This is a genomic window from Arsukibacterium sp., from assembly GCF_033721375.1.
Classification (GTDB): Bacteria; Pseudomonadota; Gammaproteobacteria; order Enterobacterales; family Alteromonadaceae; genus Alishewanella.
On record NZ_JAWWAP010000007.1, the window covers coordinates 73,630 to 97,495 of the forward strand.

General features: G+C 48.2%; 21 protein-coding genes and 4 tRNA genes. 14 read left to right on the top strand and 11 right to left on the bottom strand.

Annotation, left to right across the window (positions count from 1 at the left end; translation table 11 throughout):
* The first annotated feature begins 91 nt into the window (after nucleotides 1–91).
* Complete coding sequence (gene putP, locus R3187_RS12025) at nucleotides 92–1,588, top strand: sodium/proline symporter PutP (protein WP_318967301.1); 1,497 nt, start codon at nucleotides 92–94, stop codon at nucleotides 1,586–1,588.
* A 96-nt stretch (nucleotides 1,589–1,684) separates the two neighbouring features.
* Nucleotides 1,685–2,905: an EAL and HDOD domain-containing protein gene (locus R3187_RS12030; protein WP_318967302.1), complete on the top strand. Its 1,221-nt coding sequence runs from the start codon at nucleotides 1,685–1,687 to the stop codon at nucleotides 2,903–2,905.
* Nucleotides 2,906–2,940: 35 nt separating this feature from the next.
* Here the strand turns inward: R3187_RS12030 and R3187_RS12035 are convergent, their stop codons facing one another.
* The gene (locus R3187_RS12035) at nucleotides 2,941–3,252 is read right to left on the bottom strand and encodes a helix-hairpin-helix domain-containing protein (protein ID WP_318967303.1); all 312 of its coding nucleotides are present in this window, start codon (nucleotides 3,250–3,252) and stop codon (nucleotides 2,941–2,943) included.
* Nucleotides 3,253–3,579: 327 nt separating this feature from the next.
* On the opposite strand from R3187_RS12035, the gene R3187_RS12040 reads away from it, so the two are divergent.
* The 5 genes from R3187_RS12040 to R3187_RS12060 all read left to right on the top strand — a co-directional run bounded on the left by R3187_RS12040 (nucleotide 3,580) and on the right by R3187_RS12060 (nucleotide 7,311).
* The gene (locus tag R3187_RS12040) at nucleotides 3,580–3,837 is read left to right on the top strand and encodes a PepSY domain-containing protein (protein ID WP_318967304.1); all 258 of its coding nucleotides are present in this window, start codon (nucleotides 3,580–3,582) and stop codon (nucleotides 3,835–3,837) included.
* Nucleotides 3,837–4,514 carry a response regulator transcription factor gene (locus tag R3187_RS12045; protein WP_318967305.1) on the top strand — a complete coding sequence of 226 codons (678 nt, stop codon included), beginning with the start codon at nucleotides 3,837–3,839 and terminating at the stop codon, nucleotides 4,512–4,514. The genes R3187_RS12040 and R3187_RS12045 overlap by 1 nt, the downstream gene beginning before the upstream one ends.
* Nucleotides 4,515–4,516: 2 nt before the next feature.
* Complete coding sequence (locus R3187_RS12050; RefSeq protein ID WP_318967306.1) at nucleotides 4,517–5,911, top strand: ATP-binding protein; 1,395 nt, start codon at nucleotides 4,517–4,519, stop codon at nucleotides 5,909–5,911.
* 85 nt (nucleotides 5,912–5,996) lie between these two features.
* A complete protein-coding gene (gene folX / locus R3187_RS12055) occupies nucleotides 5,997–6,362 on the top strand; it encodes a dihydroneopterin triphosphate 2'-epimerase (RefSeq protein ID WP_318967499.1) in 366 nt (121 codons plus the stop codon).
* A gap of 58 nt (nucleotides 6,363–6,420) precedes the next feature.
* Nucleotides 6,421–7,311 carry a TIGR01777 family oxidoreductase gene (locus tag R3187_RS12060; RefSeq protein WP_318967307.1) on the top strand — a complete coding sequence of 297 codons (891 nt, stop codon included), beginning with the start codon at nucleotides 6,421–6,423 and terminating at the stop codon, nucleotides 7,309–7,311.
* Between the two features lie 10 nt (nucleotides 7,312–7,321).
* On the opposite strand, the gene R3187_RS12065 is transcribed toward R3187_RS12060, so the two are convergent.
* Together R3187_RS12065 and R3187_RS12070 are read right to left on the bottom strand one after the other, a co-directional pair.
* Nucleotides 7,322–9,808: an ABC transporter permease gene (locus R3187_RS12065; protein ID WP_318967308.1), complete on the bottom strand. Its 2,487-nt coding sequence runs from the start codon at nucleotides 9,806–9,808 to the stop codon at nucleotides 7,322–7,324.
* Nucleotides 9,798–10,514 (bottom strand): ABC transporter ATP-binding protein, encoded by a 717-nt coding sequence (locus tag R3187_RS12070; RefSeq protein ID WP_318967309.1) that lies wholly within the window; start codon nucleotides 10,512–10,514, stop codon nucleotides 9,798–9,800. The genes R3187_RS12065 and R3187_RS12070 overlap by 11 nt, the downstream gene beginning before the upstream one ends.
* Between R3187_RS12070 and R3187_RS12075 the strand changes: the two genes are divergently transcribed.
* Nucleotides 10,513–11,103, top strand: a complete 591-nt coding sequence (locus R3187_RS12075) for an arylesterase (protein WP_318967310.1) — start codon at nucleotides 10,513–10,515, stop codon at nucleotides 11,101–11,103. The genes R3187_RS12070 and R3187_RS12075 overlap by 2 nt on opposite strands.
* 47 nt (nucleotides 11,104–11,150) lie before the next feature.
* On the opposite strand, the gene R3187_RS12080 is transcribed toward R3187_RS12075, so the two are convergent.
* The 4 genes from R3187_RS12080 to R3187_RS12095 form a co-directional block, all read right to left on the bottom strand.
* Nucleotides 11,151–11,226 (bottom strand) — tRNA-Glu (locus tag R3187_RS12080).
* A 42-nt stretch (nucleotides 11,227–11,268) separates the two neighbouring features.
* Nucleotides 11,269–11,344: transfer RNA gene (locus R3187_RS12085), tRNA-Glu, on the bottom strand.
* A 31-nt stretch (nucleotides 11,345–11,375) separates the two neighbouring features.
* Nucleotides 11,376–11,451: transfer RNA gene (locus R3187_RS12090), tRNA-Glu, on the bottom strand.
* A gap of 13 nt (nucleotides 11,452–11,464) precedes the next feature.
* Nucleotides 11,465–11,540 (bottom strand) — tRNA-Ala (locus tag R3187_RS12095).
* A 377-nt stretch (nucleotides 11,541–11,917) separates the two neighbouring features.
* Here R3187_RS12095 and R3187_RS12100 point away from each other — a divergent pair.
* Nucleotides 11,918–12,910, top strand: coding sequence for an XrtA/PEP-CTERM system-associated ATPase (locus tag R3187_RS12100; RefSeq protein WP_318967311.1), 993 nt, complete (start codon nucleotides 11,918–11,920; stop codon nucleotides 12,908–12,910).
* A 31-nt stretch (nucleotides 12,911–12,941) separates the two neighbouring features.
* Here the strand turns inward: R3187_RS12100 and R3187_RS12105 are convergent, their stop codons facing one another.
* Genes R3187_RS12105 through R3187_RS12120 form a run of 4 tightly spaced genes read right to left on the bottom strand, consistent with a single transcriptional unit; the run spans nucleotide 12,942 to nucleotide 17,703 of the window.
* A complete protein-coding gene (locus tag R3187_RS12105; RefSeq protein WP_318967312.1) occupies nucleotides 12,942–14,561 on the bottom strand; it encodes a hypothetical protein in 1,620 nt (539 codons plus the stop codon).
* Entirely contained in the window at nucleotides 14,536–15,429 is an 894-nt protein-coding gene (locus R3187_RS12110) for an XrtA-associated tyrosine autokinase (protein ID WP_318967313.1), read from the bottom strand. The genes R3187_RS12105 and R3187_RS12110 overlap by 26 nt, the downstream gene beginning before the upstream one ends.
* Nucleotides 15,426–17,021: an XrtA system polysaccharide chain length determinant gene (locus R3187_RS12115; RefSeq protein ID WP_318967314.1), complete on the bottom strand. Its 1,596-nt coding sequence runs from the start codon at nucleotides 17,019–17,021 to the stop codon at nucleotides 15,426–15,428. Before R3187_RS12115 ends, R3187_RS12110 begins: the two co-directional genes overlap by 4 nt.
* Before the next feature lie 46 nt (nucleotides 17,022–17,067).
* Nucleotides 17,068–17,703, bottom strand: a complete 636-nt coding sequence (locus R3187_RS12120; RefSeq protein ID WP_318967315.1) for an XrtA/PEP-CTERM system exopolysaccharide export protein — start codon at nucleotides 17,701–17,703, stop codon at nucleotides 17,068–17,070.
* 182 nt (nucleotides 17,704–17,885) lie between these two features.
* On the opposite strand from R3187_RS12120, the gene R3187_RS12125 reads away from it, so the two are divergent.
* The 5 genes from R3187_RS12125 to R3187_RS12145 are packed head-to-tail and all read left to right on the top strand — an operon-like array spanning nucleotide 17,886 to nucleotide 23,862.
* The gene (locus tag R3187_RS12125; RefSeq protein WP_318967316.1) at nucleotides 17,886–19,295 is read left to right on the top strand and encodes a TIGR03013 family XrtA/PEP-CTERM system glycosyltransferase; all 1,410 of its coding nucleotides are present in this window, start codon (nucleotides 17,886–17,888) and stop codon (nucleotides 19,293–19,295) included.
* Between the two features lie 5 nt (nucleotides 19,296–19,300).
* On the top strand, nucleotides 19,301–20,152 hold the full coding sequence (locus R3187_RS12130; protein ID WP_318967317.1) for an XrtA system polysaccharide deacetylase: 852 nt from the start codon (nucleotides 19,301–19,303) through the stop codon (nucleotides 20,150–20,152).
* A gap of 8 nt (nucleotides 20,153–20,160) precedes the next feature.
* The gene (locus tag R3187_RS12135) at nucleotides 20,161–21,189 is read left to right on the top strand and encodes a FemAB family XrtA/PEP-CTERM system-associated protein (RefSeq protein ID WP_318967318.1); all 1,029 of its coding nucleotides are present in this window, start codon (nucleotides 20,161–20,163) and stop codon (nucleotides 21,187–21,189) included.
* Between the two features lie 4 nt (nucleotides 21,190–21,193).
* Complete coding sequence (gene xrtA / locus R3187_RS12140; protein WP_318967319.1) at nucleotides 21,194–22,723, top strand: exosortase A; 1,530 nt, start codon at nucleotides 21,194–21,196, stop codon at nucleotides 22,721–22,723.
* Entirely contained in the window at nucleotides 22,720–23,862 is a 1,143-nt protein-coding gene (locus tag R3187_RS12145; RefSeq protein ID WP_318967320.1) for a TIGR03088 family PEP-CTERM/XrtA system glycosyltransferase, read from the top strand. The genes xrtA and R3187_RS12145 overlap by 4 nt, the downstream gene beginning before the upstream one ends.
* Nucleotides 23,863–23,866 lie beyond the last annotated feature (4 nt).

The following is a 23,866-nucleotide window of genomic DNA, read 5'->3' on the forward strand; positions in this document are numbered from 1 at the left end:
GTTATCACCGGCGTTTTTAATCAGGCATAAAGCGCTGGTAAGCCAGGGTTCATCTTGTTAGCATAAAAACAAATAATAAGGAGTCTATGTTTTGGAAACTGCAACTATTTTTGCTTTGGGTATTTATTTTGCGGCCATGATTGGTATTGGTTTGTATGCATACCGCAATACCGACGAGAGTGTTTCGGGCTATATGTTAGGTGGCCGCAAGTTGGGCCCTGGCGTGACGGCCCTGTCAGCCGGCGCGTCGGATATGAGTGGCTGGATGCTGATGGGTTTGCCGGGCGCTATGTACCTGACCGGTTTAAGCAGTGCCTGGATAGCTGTTGGCTTGCTGATCGGCGCCTACATTAATTATCTTGTAGTGGCGCCAAGGCTTCGGGTTTATACCGAAGTGGCTCATGATGCGATTACCATTCCTGACTACTTTGAAAAGCGCTTTGAAGATAAAACCCGGTTATTACGGGTAGTGTCATCGTTAGTTATTGTGGTGTTCTTTACCTTGTACACCTCTTCCGGTGTTGTTGGCGGAGGCAAGCTGTTTGAAAGCTCGTTTAACTTAAGTTATGAACTCGGTCTTTATGTCACAGCAGGTGTAGTCGTTATTTACACGTTGATTGGCGGCTTTATGGCGGTCAGTATGACCGACTTCGTCCAGGGCTGTATTATGTTTGTATCACTGGTACTGGTGCCGGTGGTAGCCCTTGACCACCTTGGTGGTTTTACTGAGGTGAAGCAGGTTGTTGAAACTATCGATCCGCAGCTGATTAACTGGGTCGGCGCCTCATCGCTGATTGCGATTGTCTCAGCGCTGTCCTGGGGACTGGGCTATTTTGGTCAGCCACATATCATCGTCCGTTTTATGGCAATCCGCTCTGTAAAAGATATTAAAACGGCCCGCCGCATTGGTATGAGCTGGATGCTGGTCACCATTGTCGGTGCCCTGATGACGGGTTTTGTCGGCATTGCTTATGTCGCACAAACTAAGATGACCCTCAGCGACCCTGAGACCATCTTTATTGTATTCTCACAGTTTTTGTTTCATCCGTTTATTGCCGGTTTCTTACTCGCTGCCATTTTAGCCGCGATTATGAGTACCATCTCTTCGCAATTACTGGTGACATCCAGCTCGTTAACCGAAGATTTCTATAAAGCCTTTGTTAAACGTGATGCCACCCAACGTGAACTGGTGCTGGTGGGCCGGCTGTCGGTACTAGCTGTTGCATTAGTTGCCATCGCGCTGGCGTACGACCGGGACAGCTCAGTGTTGCAACTGGTCAGTAATGCCTGGGCTGGCTTTGGTGCAGCATTCGGGCCATTGATTATTTTGAGCCTGTACTGGAAAAGAATGACCTTTGCCGGAGCATTAAGCGGCATCATTGTCGGCGCATTGACGGTATTAATCTGGATTTATGCCCCCATTACCATTAATGGCGCCAGCTTAAGCAGCGTGTTGTATGAAATTGTACCGGGCTTTGTTCTGAGCACCCTGGCAATCGTTATTGTCAGTAAATTCAGCCGGGGCCCTGCCCCGGGTGTGCTGGCAATGTTCAGCAAAATGCAGCAACAACTGGCTGCGCAGAGATAGCAGACCTGATCCCCACAACGTAATAAAAAAATTCTATCGCGTTGTGGGGAAAATTTGCTAAATTAGTTTTAACAACCCACTTGAGATACCTGCAATATGTATTTTTATGCTGCCCGCCAACCCATTCTCGATCGAAATAAAGTACTGTTTGCTTATGAATTACTATTCCGGGATGGCCTGAGTAATGTGTTTCCCGAAATTGATGGCGAAGAAGCGACTTCAAGAATGATCGAAGGCAGCCAGTTTAGTTTTGGCTTAGAGGACTTCCTGGGTGACAAGCCGGGGTTTATTAATTTCACGCTGGAGTCGCTGCTAAAAAAATACCCGAGTATGTTACCGAAAGAGCAGGTTGTCGTCGAAATTCTCGAAACCGTGCAGCCAGGAAAACGACTGTTAGCTGAATGCCAGCATCTGAAAGAAATGGGTTATACGCTGGCACTGGATGACTATATCCACCAACCAGTCTGGCGGCATTTTTATCCGTTTATTGATATTATTAAAATTGATTTTCGAAGCACTGACATCGAAACCATCAAAGTGATCCAGCAGGCAATAGAAGATTTTCCACATATTAAACTGCTGGCAGAGAAAGTTGAAACCAATGAAGAGTTCCAGCAGGCACTGGATATGGGCTTCTGTTACTTTCAGGGATTCTTTTTCTCCCAACCTGAAATGATGCAAACCAAAGCCTTGTCACCGGCCCAGATGACGCTGGCGGAATTACTGTACGAGACCTCCAAAGCAGAGCTGGACCTGGTAAAAATCACCAATATATTTCAGCGTGACGTCAGTTTGTCATACAAATTATTACGCTACAGTAATTCTTCCATTTTTAAACGCAGAACTGAAATTGAAACGATCAAACAAGCATTGGTTGTGCTGGGCCAGGTTGAACTTAAAAAGTTTCTGTCATTACTGTTTACTGCACAAATCAGCAGCGATAAACCTGCTGAGCTGATGCGCATGTCGATGACCCGCGCCCGCTTTGCTGAAGCATTAGCTACTATTGATGGTAAAGTTGACACCGGCAAGGCCTTTTTAACCGGTTTAATGTCGCTGATGGACGCCATCTTAGATGAACCCATTGCCAGCGTGATGGAAAAGCTGCCACTGGCCAAAGAAATTAAAGATGCCCTGGTTGACAACAGTGGAGTGCTTGCTGAGTATCTGACACTGATAAAGCATTATGAAGCGGCTCAGTGGCAACAGGCAAATCTGGCAATGAATCAGCTTGGTATTGCAGCCGATAAAGTGCCAGACGCTTATCATACTGCCGTGCAGTGGGCAAATGAGCAAATGAAAGCCTTAGGTGATTAAACCTAAGGCCGAACCGTCGGTGTTTCAACTAACCATTAATCAAAGCTGACATACTGGCCAATTTTTGCGGCCAGTTTATCGCCTATTCCTTTAACTTCTGTCAGCTGCTTCTGGCTGGTAATCGGGCCATTTTGCTGAATATGCGCCAGTATTGCCTGGGCTTTGGCTTTACCAATTCCCGGCACGGCCTCCAGTTGCTCGGCACTGGCTTTATTCAGATTTAATTTCTGCTGTTGCTGCGCAGTTGCCGTTTGTTTATTCACAGTGGCACCCGGTTTAGCTGCCAGGGTTTGGTTTGCAGTTAACGTCAGGCCGGTTAACAACAACGCTATTACGATATTTTTCATGGTTTCTTCCTTAATGTTTGACGGTTGCATCCCTGCAAAACTATGGGTAAAAATTAAGCCACTACAAACTGTTCAGATTGGCCCGTTAAACAGTGACCTGGCATAACCCAGAGAAGCAACATTATTAATACCAATCAAATATAAATTAGGCGATATTTTTACTTTTGCAATATTTATTTAACTTTATTTGAATTTAATGCAGGTGTCTCTATTCAGCGACAATTAATGCTGCGTGACATAGTCTAAGCGTCAATTGTATTACTAAGTTGATTGTTGCGTGCCAGATTGTTAGGTAACATACAACGGATACCGAATGTGGAGAATCAGATGTTGCGTTCATTGCTGTTGCTGGTTTTGCTGGCTGGGTTAAGCCTGACACCTGACGCTATAGCACTTGGTAACAAACAACCCGATATTACAAAAGAGCAGGCAGCCACCCTTGCTCAACAACGTTATCCGGGAAAAATTTTAAAGGTTCAGACCGAAAGCCGGCATTATCGGATACGGATAATTCAGGCTGATGGCAGAGTAATTACGGTACGGGTCGATAATCGCACCGGCCGGGTTGAAAGGGATGATAAATAATGCGGGTACTCGTTGTTGAAGATGAAACGTTATTAGCAGAAAAAATTAAACAGCAGCTGATACAGCAACAGTTCAGTGTTGATATTGCTCAGGATGGCGATGATGGCTGGTTTAAACTGGCTGAATACCCCTATGATTTAGCAGTAATTGATCTGGGCCTGCCGAAAATGGACGGCTTAACTCTTATCCGTAAAGCCAGACAAAAAGAAATTAAAACCCCGATCATTATTTTAACGGCCCGTGGCAGCTGGCAGGAAAAAGTGGAAGGTCTGGACGCCGGTGCAGATGATTACTTAACCAAGCCTTTCCATGGCGAAGAACTGTTGGCACGATGTAATGCATTAATCCGCCGGGCGGCTGGCCAACCTGATCCAACGCTTAGTGCAGGACCGGTGTCACTTAACAGCAGAACGCAGCAAGTCTGGGTTAATGATGCTGAAATCAGCCTGACGGCTTACGAATATAAAGTGCTGGAGTATTTCATGATGAATCCCAGCAAAGTCATTTCTAAAACCGAATTAACCGAGCACATTTATGATCAGGATTTTGATCTGGACAGCAATGTTATCGAGGTTTTTGTATTACGTTTACGCAAAAAGCTCGATCCGGACGGCGATTTGAAGCCGATTGAGACATTACGGGGTCGCGGTTATCGCTTTAATCTGACAATCAGTTAGATATGACTTTGTCACTTAAGCTGCGTCAGGGCCTGGTAAGCATCGTTCTGCTGCTGCTATTGTTACCCAGTTCCTTTATTGCCATCGACCAGGCTTTTTTTACTCAATTGCTGACCAACGCTGAGCAAAAGCTTGAAGTACATATGTACGCTATTTTGTCAGACCTGAAAATTCAGGATGGTAAAGTTGAGTTAGGCAACACGACCTTGTCACCGGATTTTTTCCGGCCTGACTCAGGTTTAAGTGCTTATATTACCAGCCGTGACATCAATCCTGCTGCCACAAATACCAGCAACACAGCGACTGACAACTCTGCTGATGCCAGTTCGGGTGATAACGGTTCAGCCAGCAGTATTGTCTGGCAATCAGACTCCTCGCTAAGTCAGCAATTCAATCCACCTGATACCACGCTTGTGCCGGGTGAACACCTGTTTTACTCTTATGTCAGCGGTTCTGAGCAATATTGGCTGCTGAGCATCGCACTGTTATTTGACTCAGGGGAGCAAACCCGTCCCCTGACCATTCATATTGTGCAAACAGACACCAATTTAACGGCACCCTATCTGAGTTTTCGTAATACTCTGCTTCGCTGGTTTATCTGGATTGGCGCAGCGTTGGTGTTGTTCAGCGTGCTGGCTTACTACTGGACGACCAAACCGCTAAGTAAACTTGACCAGGAAATCCGTAAGTTAGAGGGCGGTGAACAGGACCATCTTAACGGCCGCTATCCGGCCGAGCTGACCAACATTAAAGAAGATTTAAATTTACTACTGGCTAATCAGAACCGGCAGAAACAACGTTATCGCAACCACCTCAGCGACCTGGCCCATGCTCTGAAAACCCCGGTAGCGGTATTAAATACGTCAGTGTTGAGCCAGCAACCTGAATTAAAAGAACAGCTTGATCGGATCAGTGCCATGATTGAGCATCAGCTGAAAAGAGCCAGCAGCTCCGGTCAGGATATCTGGAAAAAGCAATTTGAAATACTGCCCCATGTTGAAAAGCTGTGTAATGCCCTGCAGAAAATTTATCGCGATAAAAATCTTGATATCCAGATAGATTGTCCGGCACATGCGACCTTTCGTGGTGATGAAACAGATTTAATGGAAATACTGGGTAACTTACTTGATAATGCCTGCAAAGCGTGTAAACAGCAGGTGAAACTGACAGTAAGTCAGAATCCGGTTAATTTGATTATTGAAGACGACGGCCCGGGTATTGCCAGAGATGCCAGAAAGAAACTATTTACCCGCGGCACCCGGCTCGACACCTATAAGGATGGACATGGCGTCGGCTTATCGATTGTTGCCGAGCTGGTGACATCATACTCCGGTGGTATGCAAATTACTGATAGCCCGTTAGGTGGCGCCAGATTCGAACTTATTTTTCCGGAATAGACCTTTTAATCGTTAAGCATCAAACAAACACTGATCGCCCCAGCTGCCCCCGCCGTAAAGCGTTTAAATATTCTGAGGATACAGCATTATGGAACTTAACCCGGCAACAATTAAAATTAAAAACCTGCGTTTACGGACCTTTATCGGTATTAAAGATGATGAAATTAACAATAAACAAGACGTCATCATTAACGCAAAGATCCAGTACAGCGCCAATAATGCTGCCAACAGCGACGACATGAGTAATGCCCTTAACTATCGCACTATTACCAAGCAAATTATTGAATTGGTTGAAATGAACCGGTTCAGTTTACTGGAGAAACTAACGGCTGATGTATTAGCGCTGGCCAGTGCTCACCCTGCCGTCCATTTTGCAGAAGTGGAGATAGACAAGCCACATGCCCTGCGGTTCGCTGACTCGGTATCCCTTACCTTATCAGTTAACAAATAATAAGTCGGCGACAACCCGCTATACTTAGCGGCAAGTCGTTGATAAACAGGAGCACCACATGCGTATTTTTGTCACCGGTGGAACAGGTCTGATTGGTTCTGCCCTGCTTAAATACTGGCGTGAACAGCATCAGATCACAGTGTTAACCCGTCAACCTGTCACCAGGCTGCAACAGAACGGGGCTGTGACCTATGTTAATAAATTGCAGGATGTTGATTTTAATCAGTTTGATGCAGTCGTTAATCTGGCTGGTGAGCCTATTGCCGATAAAAGATGGACTGACAAACAAAAGCAACGGATTTGCCACAGCCGCTGGCAGCTGACTGAACAGCTAAGTGAATGCATCCAGACAGCCACGACACCGCCTTCTTGTCTGATTAGTGGCTCTGCCGTGGGTTATTATGGCCGCCAGGGCGCCGAATTTATCACAGAAGAACACAGCGCTTTTTATCCTGAGTTCAGTCATGATATTTGTGCCCGCTGGGAAAACCTGGCACTGCGGGCCGGCAGTGAAAAAACCAGGGTGTGCCTGCTACGCACCGGTATAGTATTGTCTGACGATGGCGGTGCATTGGCAAAAATGCTGCCGGCATTCAAGTTTGGCCTGGGCGGCCCAATTGGCAACGGTCAGCAGTATATGTCGTGGATCCATATTGATGACATCGTTAAACTGATCGACTTTCTGTTGCATTCCCCAACCCTGCAAGGGCCCTTTAATGCTGTCGCGCCAAAACCTGTAACCAATAAGCAATTCAGCCAGGCTCTGGCCGAACGGCTGAACCGGCCAGCTAAATTGACCATGCCAGCCTTTATGTTACGACTGCTGTTTGGTGAAATGGCAGATATCTTGTTGTACGGGCAACGGGTGGTGCCACAGCAAGCGATAGACGCGGGCTTTACCTTTCAATATCCAAAACTGCCAGCAGCACTGGCAGATCTGGATTTATAGAAATGCCGTTTTAATTCTGAATGACCCGCCGGATAAGCACAGCGCCGGGTATTTGCAATAAACGCCGTAACTGCCACCAGCCCAGTAAACTTACTGCTACAATGCCAATCACAGGCCCCATCCACCATAACGCAAAATGAAACTGAAATGGCATTTCAAACACCCGTTGTTGTAGTAGCATCAACAATAACTCGGCCAGAATAGTCGCAAATAGTCCGGCCAGGGCTCCCAGAAAAGCAAACTCCAGCAGCAGCGCATTGCGCAAAAAGGCGTACTTAGCACCAAGCGTTCTCAGTATCGCCAGCTCTTGTTCCCGTTGCTCTAACGTGGCCTGCACCTGAGCAACCAATACCAGTGCGGCGGCCAGGGCAATAATCAGCAAAATAAAACTCAGAGCAATAGTCACCTGAGCAATAATATCGTTTACCTGATTAATGATGGCGTCGACACTGATCACCGTTACGGTAGGCATTTGCCGGGCCAACTGATTAATTAGCTTGCCACTGCCCTGCTCCAGATAAAAAGCCGTAATGTAGGTTGCCGGAAACGTAGCCAGCACATCAGGGCTCAATATCATATAGAAGTTAGGTTGCAAACTGTTCCAGTCAACCTGACGGATACTGGTTACTGTTGCAGCCACCTGCTGGCCACCAATGGAAAAGGCAAGCTGGTCGCCCAGGCTCAGTTGTAACCGCTCGGCAATTTCCTGTTCAACCGATACTTCAGCCTCGGGCTTATCACCAAACCACTCGCCTTCAATAATTTTATTATTAGCCGGTAGTTGCGCCAGCCAGGTCAGATTAAGTTCACGGCCAACACCAACCCGTTGCTCGCTGCGGTCTTCTTTAGAGGCCTCTTGCTGCAGTTGTTCACTGTTAATACTGACCAACCGTCCGCGCACAACCGGATAAAATGGTTCTGGCTGCAAGTTATTGGCCGCGGTAAATGCGCTGACCTTAGCCCGCTGCTCAGCACTGACATTAACTAAAAAATGATTAGGCGCGCCTTCCGGGATCTGTTGCTGCCACTGACCAATCAGCTCTGCCCTTAAAAAATACAGTAGTAAGGTCAGAAAAATAGCCAGACTAAAGGTAATAAGCTGAAAACTGTTGGGCCATAACCTGCGGCGCAAATTAGCTAATGCCAGCCGGCCGGCGCTGCTTTGCCCCGCTGCAACCGGCCGGGCAAGCTTAACCATTACAGCAGCAAACCCGAGCATAATGGCCGCAAACACGCCACAAAGTAAAAACAGACCGAAACTTATCAGCAATTCACCACTGAACAACCACATTAAGCCCCAGATAGCCCCAGCACCGAATAACAGCTGCCACTTATCGAGTTTGATGGCTGCTGCCGGTTGCTTTAACACTTCAATAGCCGGCGTTTTGGCCAGTTGCCACAGCGGCCTGGCAGCAAATAACAAGGCGCAGATAAAACAGGTTAAGGTGCCAAGTAGCAAAGGCCTGATACTGAAAGCGGTGCGGTAATCGCTGATATAGTGACTAATCCCAAGCTCAGCAGCAAATATAGCCAGCTGACCACCCACTAAGCCGAGCACAAGGCTGAATAACACCACCAGCAATAAATGACTGCCATACAACAATCTGGCTCTGGCCGTGGTTGCGCCAAGGGCTTTAATAATCGCCACCGCCTGAGTATGCCGTTGGCTGTAGCGACTGGCCGCGACAGCAGCAGCACAAGCCGCTAAGACGATACCTAACAGACCGGCTAACAGTAAAAAGCGCTCTGCCCGCTCCAGCGCACTGCCAATTGCCGATTCGCGATCAAGATTGCGCCAGCGCTGATGAACTGTCAGTCTTGGGTCCAGGGTAGCTTTAAGGTTTTCCAGCGCGGTTTCATTGCCGGCAAACAGATACCGGTAACTAATCCGGCTACCCGGCTGAACGATATTGGTCGCGGCGACATCATCCAGATGCATAATTACCCGGGGCGACCCGCCGAAAACACTGAGTGGTGCATCAGGCTCATTGACAATAACACCGGCAACAACCAGTTTTGTATCCCCAAGTTCAATCTTATCGCCAGGCTTAACCTGCAGCAAATCCAGCAATCTGGCTTCAAACCAGACTTCCCCCGGGGTTAATTGCCCCGGCGGCCCAGCCATAATGCTGGCCGAGCGGTGCAGAATCAACTCACCCCGCAGCGGATAGCTGTCGCTGACAGCTTTAACGGTAGCCAGTTGCATTTGTTCGCCGACAAATAACATAGAATCAAATTGCATTTGCCGGGCGCTGGCTATATCAAGCTCTGTGGCAACATTAAAAAAGCTTTCATCAAATGGCTGACTCGATCCCAGCACCCTGTCTGCTGCAGTAAACTGAGCACTGCGTTGCTGCAACGCGCTTTTCACACTTTGGGTAATGCCGCTTAAACTGACCACAGAGCCCACAGCCAGAAACAATGCAAAGGCGATAACCCATAACTCACCCCGTCTTAACTCACGCCAGAACAAGCGACCTGCAATACTAGCCCACATTCGCTGCATCCTCTGATACTGAGTCAGCTGCAACAAAACGCCCTGAGCGCATCTGATGCTGATACTGACAACGTTGCGCCAGCTCCGTATTATGAGTCACCAACACCAGCGTTGTCCCCTGGCTGTCATTCAGTTCAAATAGCAAGTCTTCAATCATTTTGCCGGTTACTGCATCCAGATTGGCGGATGGCTCATCAGCAAACAAAATTGCCGGTCGGGTAATAAAAGCCCGGGCAATTGCTACCCGCTGCTGCTCCCCACCCGATAACTGCGAAGGGAAAAAGTCTGCCCTTGCGCTTAATCCCACCTGCTCCAGCAGTTCCAGACCACGCTGGCGAGCGCTTTTGTCTCCCGACAGTTCAGCCGGCAGGGTGACATTTTCCAGTGCAGTTAAACTGGGTAACAGTAAAAAAGACTGAAAAACAAAACCTACATCCCGGGCCCTGACGCCGGCGCGCTCATCTTCCGATAGCTGATGCAATGGCTGGCCTGCCATATAAATTTCACCTTCACTGGGTGTATCCAGGCCGGCCAGCAGACTAAGCAAGGTTGATTTACCCGAACCGGAAGCGCCGACTATCGCCACCGTTTCCCCACGATTGATTGTAAGGCTGATATCATGCAGGATAGTCAGTGATCCCTCCGGGACCTTGACACGTTTAGCAAGGTTTGTTGCTGTTATATGTAATTCAGGTGTTTTAGTCATGCGCATCATCTTTTTGTTGTTGATCAGTTTAGTCAGTCAGGTCAGCTATGCTGACAAATTACTTATCTTAGGTGACAGTCTCAGTGCTGCATACGGTATGCAGCAGCAACAGGGCTGGCCAGCGCTGCTGCAGCAAAATACAGACTGGCAGCTTATTAATGCCAGTATCAGTGGCGAAACCACCTCAGGCGGGCTGGCGCGGCTGCCAGCGCTGCTGGCAGAGCATCAGCCAGACGTTGTGCTTATTGCGCTAGGCGGCAATGACGGTCTGCGCGGCTTTTCGGTAGAGCTTATCCAGGCAAACCTTAATAAAATCATTACTCTGGTCAGGCAGCATAATGCCGAGCCGCTGCTAATGCAAATACGGATCCCACCGAACTACGGACCACGCTACGTCAGACAATTTACCGCACTTTATCCGCAGCTAGCCGAAAAACATGACATTAGCCTATGGCCGTTCTTTATGGACAGCATTGCGATTAACAGTGATTTAATGATGGCAGATGGCATTCACCCCAATGTGGCAGCCCAACTGATAATAAGCGAATTTATGGCAGATTTGCTGAACGAGCTACAGATTAAAGAATAAAAGAAAGGCGATAGAAAAAATAATTCAGGAGATAATTCAGAATTGGATGGCGTCCCCTAGGGGATTCGAACCCCTGTTACCGCCGTGAAAGGGCGGTGTCCTAGGCCTCTAGACGAAGGGGACATAACAGAACAGTAACACAACATTGTAAAACAGTGACTAAAGTGGCGTCCCCTAGGGGATTCGAACCCCTGTTACCGCCGTGAAAGGGCGGTGTCCTAGGCCTCTAGACGAAGGGGACGCTGTGTTCAGTCAAAGTGTGCAGATTTAAGTGGCGTCCCCTAGGGGATTCGAACCCCTGTTACCGCCGTGAAAGGGCGGTGTCCTAGGCCTCTAGACGAAGGGGACGCACTGGAAATCTTGGTGGAGCTAAGCGGGATCGAACCGCTGACCTCTTGCATGCCATGCAAGCGCTCTCCCAGCTGAGCTATAGCCCCACACTTTATATTCAACAATTTCGCCGTAACGTTATCGCTGAACACGGGGCGCATTCTAGGGTGACACCGTAAATGTGTCAACAGTTTTTTCTGGCCAAAATGTTGTTCGGCCATTTTTTAAACTTGTTGCTGAAATTTCAAGCGTTCAACGTACTGGCATGCTGATTTTCCAATAACTTACCCTACCCTGCGTTCTTTTTGCAGCCATCCGGTTCCGGTAGCGAAAACCCGCTGTAGTCAGCACAAATCGCGGCACAATTATCGTTTTTGGCTCTGAATTTGTATACACTGCAATTACTGCCAGATTTGTTGCGCGGTATTTAACAATCAAGGTTTACGATTCTGATACCCGCTCACATATTAATAAGGACATTACCATGTACGAATCCTACTATGGATTGAAAGAACGCCCTTTTCAGCTTACCCCAAACCCTAACTGGTTTTTTGCCAGTAAACTGCACAAACGCGCTCTGGCCTATCTGCAATATGGATTAACTCAAGGTGAAGGCTTTATCGTTATTACCGGTGATGTTGGTACAGGCAAGACAACTATAGCCAATCAGTTGCTTAACCAATTGAATCAGGATGAAATTATTGCCAAGCAAATTGTCACCTCCAAATTGGCACCTGATGATTTAATCCGAATGATCGCATCCAGCTTCAATCTGGTCGTGAATGAGCACAACAAAGCCAGCTATCTTGATGCGATATACAGCTATCTGAAGCGGCTGCATGCCCAGCATCGTCGTGCTTTGTTAATAGTAGATGAGGCACAAAATCTGCCATTGGAATCAATTGAAGAATTACGGATGCTATCTAACTTTCAGGTAAACGGTAAACCGCTGCTTCAAAGCTTTCTACTGGGACAAAACGAATTAAATCCGATTATTCAGGCGCCTAATATGGAACAATTTCGCCAGCGTATTATTGCCTCGTCAAATCTGACGGCACTGCAAACTGACGAGACCCGTGCCTACATTGAATTTCGCCTGAATCAAGCCGGTGCCAGAGCAAACTTAATAGAAGACGCGTGCTACCCGGATATTCAGCAATTTAGTCGTGGTATTCCAAGAAAAATCAATTTGTTAATGGACCGGGTAATGCTATATGGCTATCTGGAGGAGCTTACCACCATCCAGCAACAGGATGTGCAGGCCGTGATCAGTGAATTGTCGCAGGAAGTTGCCAATCAGGTTGTGGCACAGCCAGTTGCTGAAGCTAAACCAGCAGAGCAGCAGGCATCGATGCTGACAGAAATAAATGCCATGCTGGATAGCTCATTAGAGCAGAAAGTAAAGCTGGCAAAAGAACTTGATCAGCTACTTAAAAAGCAGAAACAAATCTTAGACACTCAGCACAAAGAAAACTAATCGTTATTAATTCTGCCAGATTGGCTAACTGCTAAAAAGTATAAATATAAGTTAGCCAAACTCTGTTTTCACTGCCGTTAAAGCTATCAATGCTGGAATTGCGCTCAGTTCTGCGCAGGGACAATGACATTTCGGCATGCTCTGACAACGTTAAGTCGTACCCGACCGACATCAGAATATTATCGTCTTTGCGGTTAGCGAACAGGTAATCAATCTGATAAACCCGCAGTGCAGCGTTAATGCTGCTGCGCTCAGTAAAACGCCAGCCGCTGCGTAAACTCATGCTCTTATTACGTTGTTCGTCATTGCGCTCAACATAGTCAATATCAGCGGCATTCAGCAGCAGGTTAACCGATAAGCGCCGCTTACTATAGCCAAGCGCCAGGCTGGCTGAGCGTCGCAATACCAGCTCCTGGTCCAGCTCCAGACCGACATCAAAGACCTGCTGGTATGACTCACCGGGTTGCGGTGTATAATTGGCATTGGGTGGCCGATAGCAATCGGTAAACTCAACGGCAGACTCAGGACAGACAAAGATACCTAAATCAGTCAGTTCACGATCAAGCGAAGTCTGGGTCTGCACGGTATCCGTTACATTCAGGCGGACAGTTAACGCCCGGATATTATACTGGCCGGCGATACTGGCTGTGCGGCCAAAATACCGGCGATCGTAGGCGCCTTCTATTGAAGTACGCCTGCTCGGTGCCAGATAAAACTCAGTGGCCCAATAGGTATTGTTTTCATCTTCCTCTTCAAATCGTTTGGTCGTTGAGCGGTTAACTGACACATTTATCCAGGACACCCGCCCTAATTTAAGCTCAACACCACCACCATAGGAGGAAAATTCGTTCTGATAAAAGTTATTGTTGTCAGTATATTCGTAGCTGCCGCGGCCAATCAGTGATAATCGGGAAGAAAGTGGTACTCCAAATGTCGCCTGCGCTGCTCTGTTGTCGTAATCCTGAATCTGCTGGCGCCGGGTTTTGCCAACAGCGCCCTCAAGCCGCCAGAACGTTGTTCTTGAACGGTCGCGACTGGCCAGCAACACTCCGGCGCGATAACTGTCACTGTCAAATGCCGGCAAGCCATCATCATTTTCAGGCTCGTCGTATTCACTGTGATTATACTCAAGCCGCAGCACAGCGTTTAAATCACTGTAAGAGGCTGTAGCCAGGTTTAAGAAGCTGCCATAAGACGTTGCTTCGCTCAGCTCGTCCCCGCTGGTAATTTTATCGTTAAAAATGCCACTCCGGGTATTACGCACCTGATAACTGTTGCTGGCATTCACTCCCCAGGTCAGACGTTCGTCTAGTAACGACAAAATATTACTAAAACTGAACTCATCATAGCTGCGGTTTTTACGCTGGCTGTCTTCATAAAATAACGATTCACGTTGCCAGCTAAAACGGGTTTGCAGCACTTTTGAGGTAAGAGAAAAATCGATTGAAGGAGACAACGCTATCGCCACCCCTTCATCAGTACCAGCAGTATCAAATTCGTTAATCTGATACGCATAACTGCTGGCGCGGATCTGCGGGGTTATCTCTGTTTCTACCGCCAGTGCCGGCCAGGCGATGATTGCCGCTGTTAATGCCAGGCCAGTGGCAGTTGCCACGGGGCGCGGCTTAACTTGCGCCATAGTAATAGCCATAACCATAACCTTTTCCCTGGTTTCGGTGTGCTTTATTAATCAGGAAACCCACTGCCATTTCTTGTGGTAATAACGACACTGACTGTTCAATCTCAGCCAGCCGGGTCCGGTTTTCCTCCACTACCACTACCGCCTGGCCGCACATAGCCGCCATTACAGCGGTTTCATTAACCCCCAGCAACGGTGGCGCATCAAAAATAACAATACGATCTGAGTAGCGGGTGGCAAACTCATTAACCAGTTGCGACATTCGCTCGCTGGCCAGCAGTTCTGTCGATAAGTGATGCGGTGAACCGGCGGTAATAATTTTCAGCCGTTCAACATTAGTGCTCAGCAAAATATCAGGCACCGTAACATCCGTTGATTGCAGGTAATCAGTCAGGCCTAAATTGTGGCTGATATTCAGGGTTTTACTGACATTAGGCCGCAGCACATCAGCATCAACCAACAACACGGTCTTATCCTGCTCTAACGCAATACTCAGGGCCAGATTAATAGAAGAGAAGGTTTTACCTTCTCCTGGTCTGGAACTGCTGACCAGGATCAGATTAGGATGCTGCAGCGTTTTACTTAATACACCAAAAGCATTATTAATCAGCTTGCGCTTAATAACACGATACTCTTCATTTATTAATCGCCGTTCTTTCGACAGCGAGACAAAATTGTTTCTCTCCAGCATCGCCAAATCCAGCTGCACAGTATGCGATGACGCATAAGCATCCTGGCTGGCTGACGTGTTCTCTGCCTGCCGTTGCACTGCACTCGTCTCATTCGCCAGCAGCTGTTCTGACTGTTGCTGCCCGTTAGTTTCGGTCCGGCCCGTATTATCTCGAGTTAGCTTGGTTACTGCTTTTTCAATAGTACTCATCGGATTACCCTTAACAACAACTCGGCTGACCGGCCAAACAGCATTTCATTACTCAGCAAGGCTAAGTAACACAACAACAAAGCACCACTTAAAGCAGTAAAATAAACGAAATGAAGCCTGACCTGCTTTAAAATTGCGTTTTTCTCGGTGTGAGATACCACGCCAAACACCGGAAAATCTGTAATACTTTGCAGTTGTGATGCCCGCGATAACACAGGTGAAATCAGACTACGTAAAAATGCCATTGCCACACCCGCCGCAACACCAAGGAACAAGACGGCGGTATAGTACAGGCCGCGCGGCGGCCCTGAAGGCGTGAGCGGCACTCTGGGTGGTTCAATAATATTAAACTGCACATCCTGCTCAGTCGCTTCAGCACGACGTGACAATTCAGCCTGTTCCCGCTTGCCCAGCAGGGCTTCATACTTTGATTTAGTAATCTGATAATCCCGGTTTAAACCGGTAAATTCAGCCTCTATTTCCGGAATAAGGTTTAGTTTGCTTTCCAGCTCATCCACCCGGTCAGCATAGGCCTGCACCCGAACCCGGGTCGAGGCGACTTCAGTTTCCAGCCGGGCAACATTGATCCTCAGTTCCTGATAAACCGGGTTCTGATTATAACTGCTGGTGCTTCTTCCCTCCGGCGAACTGCTGGCAACTAACTTCAACTCCTCTTCCCGCTGCGATTTCAAACGTTCAAGCAGCCTCTTGGTTTCCTGTACATCCGGATGATTTTCAGTGTAACGGATCAACAGCCCGTCTAACTGGGCAGATAACGTCCGGATCCGTTCATCATACTGGGTGGCAACACCACCACCGCCGCCACCGGCGAATGGCATCACTCCGAAAACAGGTTCTTCACCGGTTAGCTGACTTCGGGCAGAAGCCAGCCGGGTTTCCTGCTCGCGCAGCTCAAGCCTCGCGGCTTCAAGCTGGCGCTTTTGCTGAGTTAACTGGCTGTAATAGTCGCTTTCGTTACCCTGTAACATCGCCATCCGGTTCTTTTTAAAATCGGACAACCTTAACTCAGCTTCTACCAGCCGGTTTTCGTATTCTGCAATTTCACTGTTCAGAAAGCTTTCTGCAGCCTGAGAATCAGCCCGGCTTGAACCCAGACGGTTTTCAACGAAAGTATTTAAGGTTTCCTGCACCACACTCAATGCCCGTTGCGGTACCGGATTGCTATATGAAATGACATATATATTTTCGCGGCCAGAGCTGGAAATTTTAATATTCTTTTGCAGCGAGTCAATTAAGGCTTCAAATTGCTTCTCGTCCTTTGCCTGAATATCCAGATCAGTCGCTCTGGCAATTTTTTCCAGATTTGGCCGGCTTAGCAAGGTTCTGGCCATTAGCTGAATTTCCTGATCAGTATTACTTCTCAGCGCCAGACCGCGCAACAATGGCTCAAGAAAGGTCCGGGTTTCAACAAACAGCCTGGCATTAGCTTCATAGGTAGGAGGCAGGCTGTAGACATAAAACCAACCCACCGGGCATAGCAGCCAGGCTGTTATCACGATATAACGCCGGCGTAGCCAGATCCCCTGTAAATAGGTATGAACCAGCTCTATTGCCTGTTGCAACTCTCTCATTTATCCTCCGTGAACAACATATCCATTACAGCCAGCCGCGCAACGACTAGAACCATGCTTCCGGGATAATCACAATATCGCCGGGCAGAATATCGACATTAGCACTGATATTGCCATCCCGGATTAAATCGTCCAGCCTCAGCTCATACGTTACCTGGCCACCACTGCTGGTGCGAACCAGTTTAGCACCATTACCATCGGCAAATTCGGTTAATCCGCCAACGGCTATCATCAGGTCCAGCACCGTCATATATTCCCGATAACTGACAGCCTGAGGATTAGCCGCTTCACCAATCACCCTGACCTGTTCGCTATAGGGACCAACGAAATTAGTAACCGAAACAGTTACTACCGGGTCACGAATGTACTTACCCAGTATTTCTTCCATCTCGCGGGCTACCTGAGTCGGTGTTTTGCCGCTTACCGGCACATCTTCAACCAGCGAAGTCGAAATTTTGCCATCGGGCCTGACAATAAAACTGCCGGATAACTCAGGGTTACGCCAGACAAAAATACTGAGGCTGTCATTGGGGCCAACCAGATACTGATAATTGGATACTGAAGTGGTCAGAGATTCCTGCACGGTGGCGCGGGGGAGTTGCCGGCTACTGGAACAAGCGGTGATAGTACTTAGTGAAACCAGCACCAATACCAGTGCCGCTAAGAGTCGGTTTGCAATCATAAAACGCGTCCTTTTGTTTGCTGCCGGATTAATATAACGCAAAACTTTACTCTTGTGCTGCATTTTTTGAAAATTAAATTTATATGTTGCCCTAGAAAAAACACGTTAATTAGGCTAAATTAACTTCCACAGTGCAGAAGTTGGAACGTCTGCACAAGCAACAAACGAACAAGGAAGTCGTTATGGGCACGTATCGCCGACATGGAAAAAGTACCATCGCTGACAAACTGTTCCTGATTAGCGAAGTTGCGCTGTTATGTTTGTCAAGTTTAGTTGCCAGCTATTTGTACAACAAGCTGTACACCCACATCTCTCTGGATTACCGGTTAATTAATGCGGCACTTTTTGCAGCAGCAGTAATGCTCTGTGCGCTGTCAGTTGGCCTGTACGATCAGAAATTACGCGAAAGCCATGGTGGTATTGTTAAACGGGTATTAATCACCCTGCTGTTCAGTGCCTTACTGCTTGAGGGGATTGTATTTAATCTGGCCCCTTCGCTGCATATCAGCAGCTTGTATCTCGCCGTTGCCTCTGTCATTGCGCTATTCAGTCTGACGGCGTTCAGAGCATTATTTCATTACAATGATATCACCCGGATAAGCCGACGCAGGGTGCTGGTATTAGGCGCGGGTGAACGAGCTTCTATAATTGAACGCAGAATGCGACGCAGTGTCGACAAACGCTTTTTTGAAATTGTCGGCTTCGCCCACATTGACGGCGACAAGTCCGCCAGTATCCCAACAGAAAAACTGATTACCTTTGATTACAAAGACAACCTGTTTCAATATGTCATTGATAACGGCATAGACCAGTTGGTGATAGCCTGTGATGAGCGGCGCAACATGCTGCCGGTTGAACATTTGTTCAAATGCAAAAGCCGCGGCATTGAAGTAATAGAGATACTTGATTTTATTGAACGGGAAACCGGCCAGATTGCAGTTAATCTTATTTATCCCAGCTGGATAATTTACGGCAACGGGCTGGACCTGAATCAGCGCTTTAAAACCAATCTGGATTACAAACTAAACCTGGTGCTGGCGTTAGTGCTGCTTGCAGTCACCTGGCCGATAATGTTGCTTACTGCTCTGCTTATTTATCTTGAAGATGGCCGGAAAACCGGCACGTCCGTGTTCTACCGTCAGGTCAGAGTGGGCTTTGATGGCAAACCTTTTTATATTCTGAAGTTTCGCAGCATGAAACCTGACGCCGAGAAAAACGGCGCACGCTGGGCCAGTGCTGATGACGATCGGGTAACCCGGGTTGGTAAATATATTCGTAAATACCGGATTGACGAGCTGCCACAATTAATGAATGTATTAAAAGGCGAGATGGGGTTTGTCGGCCCACGACCTGAACGGCCGGAATTTGTTACCGAACTGGTTAAAGATATCCCTTATTACAGTCAGCGCCACAATGTAAAACCCGGCCTGACCGGCTGGGCTCAGCTTAAATATCCTTATGGTGCAACAGCCGAAGATGCGCAGGAAAAACTGAAATTTGACCTGTATTACATCAAACATCGTAGTTTATTACTCGACCTGACGATCCTGATCCGCACCGTTGAAATTGTATTATTCGGCAAGGGGCGATAACAATAATGACCAAACGTAGTTCCGTAGTCAGTGCCCTTACTGTGGATGTTGAAGATTATTTTCATGTAGCCGCCTTTGAGCGCAGTATCACGCCAACTGACTGGGACAGTATGCCAGCCAGAGTAGAAAAAAATACAGCCCGGCTGTTAGAGTTGTTCGACACCCATCAGGCAAAGGCGACGTTTTTTATGCTGGGTTGGGTGGCTGAGCGTTTTCCTGCGCTGGTTCGGGACATTCAACAGCGGGGACATGAAGTTGCAAGTCATGGCTACAATCACAGTAAAGCCACCAGTCAGAGTCCCGATGAATTTCTTGATGATGTCAGCCGGGCAAAAAGCCTGCTTGAAGATCTTACCGGTCACGCTGTAACCGGTTACCGGGCGCCAAGTTTCTCAATTGGTAAGCAAAGTGAATGGGCGTTCGCTGCTCTAAAGCAAGCCGGCTATCAGTACAGCTCCAGTACCTATCCGGTAATTCATGATTTATATGGCACCCCGGACTGGCCGCAACAACCCTATTTACGCAGTGAAGGAATTTGGGAGTGTCCAATGCCGGTACTGTCGATGCTGGGCCGGCAACTGCCTATTGCCGGTGGCGGTTATTTCCGGCTGCTGCCTTACTGGTTAAGCCGTCGTCTTATTTCCCGTTATGTGAAGCAAAAAGACATTCCTTATATGTTTTACTGCCACCCGTGGGAGATTGACCCGACGCAGCCGCGGATATCAGAGGCACCACTGAAGTCTCGTTTTCGGCATTATGTTAATTTAAGCAAAATGGAAGCAAAGATAGGGTGTTTACTGCAGGATTTTAATTGGCGTTCAGTAAACGAAGTATACCAACCTTATTTCAAAAGCTAAGGATTAGCATGTATCAGGTATCAGGCTTAGCGCTGAATGACGAGCGCATTGCAGAGTGGGACAATTTTGTAAAAAACAGCACTGATGGCAGCTTTTTTCACCTGGCCGGCTGGCAGCAGGTGCTGTCAGATCTTGGTCACCAGGGTTTTTATCTGTACGCCACCCTTGAGCAGCAGATAGTTGGCGTGTTACCGCTGGCCAGAGTAAAAAGCCGTTTATTCGGTGATGCCCTGGTATCAACGCCTTTCTGTGTCTATGGGGGTGCTGTTGGTTCAGATGAGGTAAAACGCCTGCTGGAACAAAGCGCAATAACCCTGGCCAATGAACTGGGGGTCGATCATCTGGAGTTACGTTATCGCCATCCTCAGGACAACCAGTTAACGACCCGCGTCCAGCATGCCACTTTTCAGTGTCCGCTCGCCGACAATGATGCTGATATTCTGGCCGGGGTCAAAAAGAAACAGCGGGCAGTCATTCGCCAGTCGCTGAATCAGCAGCTGAGTTATACCCTCGACGCCGAATTAGATTACTTTTATCAAACCTATTCAGAAAGTGTCAGAAACCTTGGCACGCCGGTCTTCAGTAAGGCTTATTTTCAATCGCTGCTCAGGGTATTTGGTGATGATGCTGAGATCCTGACGGTACGAAAAGATGGCAAAGCTGTGTCCAGTGTACTGAGCTTTTATTATAACCAGCAGGTTCTGCCCTATTATGGCGGGGGTGTCAGTGCCGCGCGCGAACTGAAAAGCAACGACTTTATGTATTATCAGTTAATGTGTCATGCCCGCGCGGACCGCGATTGTCATAGTTATGACTTTGGTCGCAGTAAACTTGACTCCGGCGCCTATAGTTACAAAAAACACTGGGGAATGGTGCCGGAAGAGCTGCATTATCAGTATCAGTTAATTAATGGCAGTGCCCTGCCTAACCTCAGCCCGAACAATCCAAAATATCAGTTATTTATTAAGCTCTGGCAAAAGCTGCCGCTGCCAGTCAGTCAGTGGCTGGGACCAAAAATTTCACGGTATCTGGGGTAGCATTATGAATACACTTAGCATACCTGCATTTTCAAGCGCCGCACGTTCTTATGTTATTGCGCTAGCGCTACTTTTACTGACCTGGCTGCTATGCTTCGGTGCCACCTTGTGGTCAATGATCGAGATTTGGCTGCGATCTGATACATACGCCCACGGTATACTCATTTTTCCAATCAGTCTGTTCTTAATCTGGCGCAAACGTCAGCACATTGCCGCCACCCCACTCCAGTCGTCTTTTATTGCTTTACCCTTTTTATTCGCCCTGGTAGCCGTCTGGTATTTTGCCAATGCTGTAGCGGTAAATGTAGTCAGTCAGCTCGCAGTGGTGCTGATGCTGCCGGTGTTAGTCTGGCTTTGCTGTGGCTGGCAACTATTAAAGCTATTGCGCTTTCCGTTGTGCTATCTGCTGTTTGCCGTTCCGATGGGCGAAAACCTGGTGCCATGGTTGCAGGATATTACAGCTGATATTACCGTGGCGGCGCTGCAGCTTACTCAGATCCCGGTGTACCGGGATGGTTTATATTTAACTACGCCGACCGGTTTATTCCTGGTGGCAGAAGCCTGCTCCGGCATTCGATATCTGATAGCCTCTGTTGCCCTGGGCACACTGTATGCCTACCTGACATACACCAGCAGAATTAAACAACTGGTGTTTTGTCTGGCGGCCGTCATTGTCCCCATTCTGGCCAACGGTGTGCGGGCCTATGGCATTGTTCTTATCGCCTCGCTGACTGACATGAAACATGCAGTTGGAGTGGATCACCTTATTTATGGTTGGCTGTTCTTTGGTCTCATCATTTTTATTATGTTTTATATTGGTGGTTTTTTTGCCGATAAAAAACAACAGCATGCAGAGACAGGTGTGGCTGCTATTAAACCGCTGCCGCCGGTGCTGCTGCTAAGCAGCGTCAGTATCATGTTGATGCCACTGCTGCTTAATCTGCTGTTACCGCCGCTGGCTCAGCAGCCGGCTTTCAGTACCAGACAACTTGAACAGAGTCTGACACCGGTCAGCGACGCAAGCTCGCTTCCTCAATTTAGCGGCAGCTCAGCGCAGTTGGCCGGAGTCTGGCAACATCAAAACCGTGATATCTGGTTTTACGCCGCGTTTTACCAGCATACCGACGATCAGAAACTGGTCAGCTGGCACAATCAGCCGTATTTGTCGTCAAACTGGACCCCAGCCAGTAGCCAGCGCCAGCAGCTGCAATTCGGTGAACGCCGTCTGAGCGTGCAGCAAGTTGACCTGCGCGCCGCCAATGGCAAAAAACGTTTACTCTGGTACTGGTACGGCAGCGGTAATTACTGGTCCGCCGACCCTTATCTGATTACCGCGATGCAGGCGCTTGGCAAAGTGCTGCACTTTAGTCAGCACGGCAGTTTTTACGCCTTGAGTGTCTACTATGATGACAATCCTGAGCAGGCCGGCAAATTATTAAACAGCGTTTTGGCTGAGCAGTTTGCTGTACTTACCGCGGCCAATTCAGCAGAGCCCGCGCAACTGAGCCTGGCAAAACAGGACCCGCAACCATGACCGTGCATATTTGCCATCTGCTGTGGAGTTTCAGAACCGGCGGTCTGGAAAATGGCGTGGTTAATTTAATTAATCAGCTGGAGCCTGCTGAATTCCGGCACAGTATTGTCTGCTTAACAGATTACGACCAGGCTTTTTTCTCCCGGGTCCAGCGTGACAATGTGCAAATTTATTGCCTGAATAAACGCCCGGGCCATGATCTGGCGTCATTCTGGCGCTGTTTTCGCTTACTGCGCCAGCTTAAGCCGGATATCTGTCATAGCCGCAACCTGGCGGCAATGGAGTATCAGGCGGCCGCCTTTTTTGCCCGCGTGCCTTTTCGGGTGCATGGTGAACATGGCTGGGATTTAACAGATCTGGCTGGTGAGAATAAAAAGTACACCCTGTTAAAGCGGGTGTTTAAACCTCTGATCCACCACTATATCAGCCTGTCCCGGGAAGGCCGCGACTATCTGCATAACGTTATTAAAGTGCCATCTGAGCGGCTTAGTCAGATTTGCAATGGCGTTGATACCAAACGCTTTCAGCCGGCGCCGCGTCTGACCAGCACCCTACCCGAGGCAATAAAGACGTCTGACCGGCTGGTCTTTGGCTCTGTTGGCCGGATTGCAGATGTTAAAAATCAACAATTACTGGTCGCCGCTTACTTCGAGTTGTGCCAGCAGCACGACAGCTTTAAACAGCAAACGGCGCTGGTTATCATCGGCGATGGTCCGGCCAGGCCACAGTTACAGCAACAACTGGCTGCCGCCGGCTTGCATCAGCAATGCTGGCTGCCTGGTGATCGCAGCGATATTGCCACTATTTTGCCGGGATTGTCTGTTTTTGTGCTGCCCTCACTGGCTGAAGGCATTTCCAACACTATTCTCGAAGCGATGGCTTGTGCCCTGCCCGTGATTGCCAGTAATGTCGGCGGCAATGCCGAACTGGTTGAATCCGGCTACACAGGCTGGTTATTTGCCAGTAATAATAAGGCACAGTTAAAACACGTTTTGCTGCAGTGTCAGCAAGCGTCTGATGAGTTGCAGCAAATGGGCAACCATGCCAGAGCTGCAGCAGAGCAGAAATTTAGTCTCGATACCATGGTAGCCGCCTACCGGCGTTTATATCTTGGCCAAAGTCAACAACAGGAAGGTTAAACAG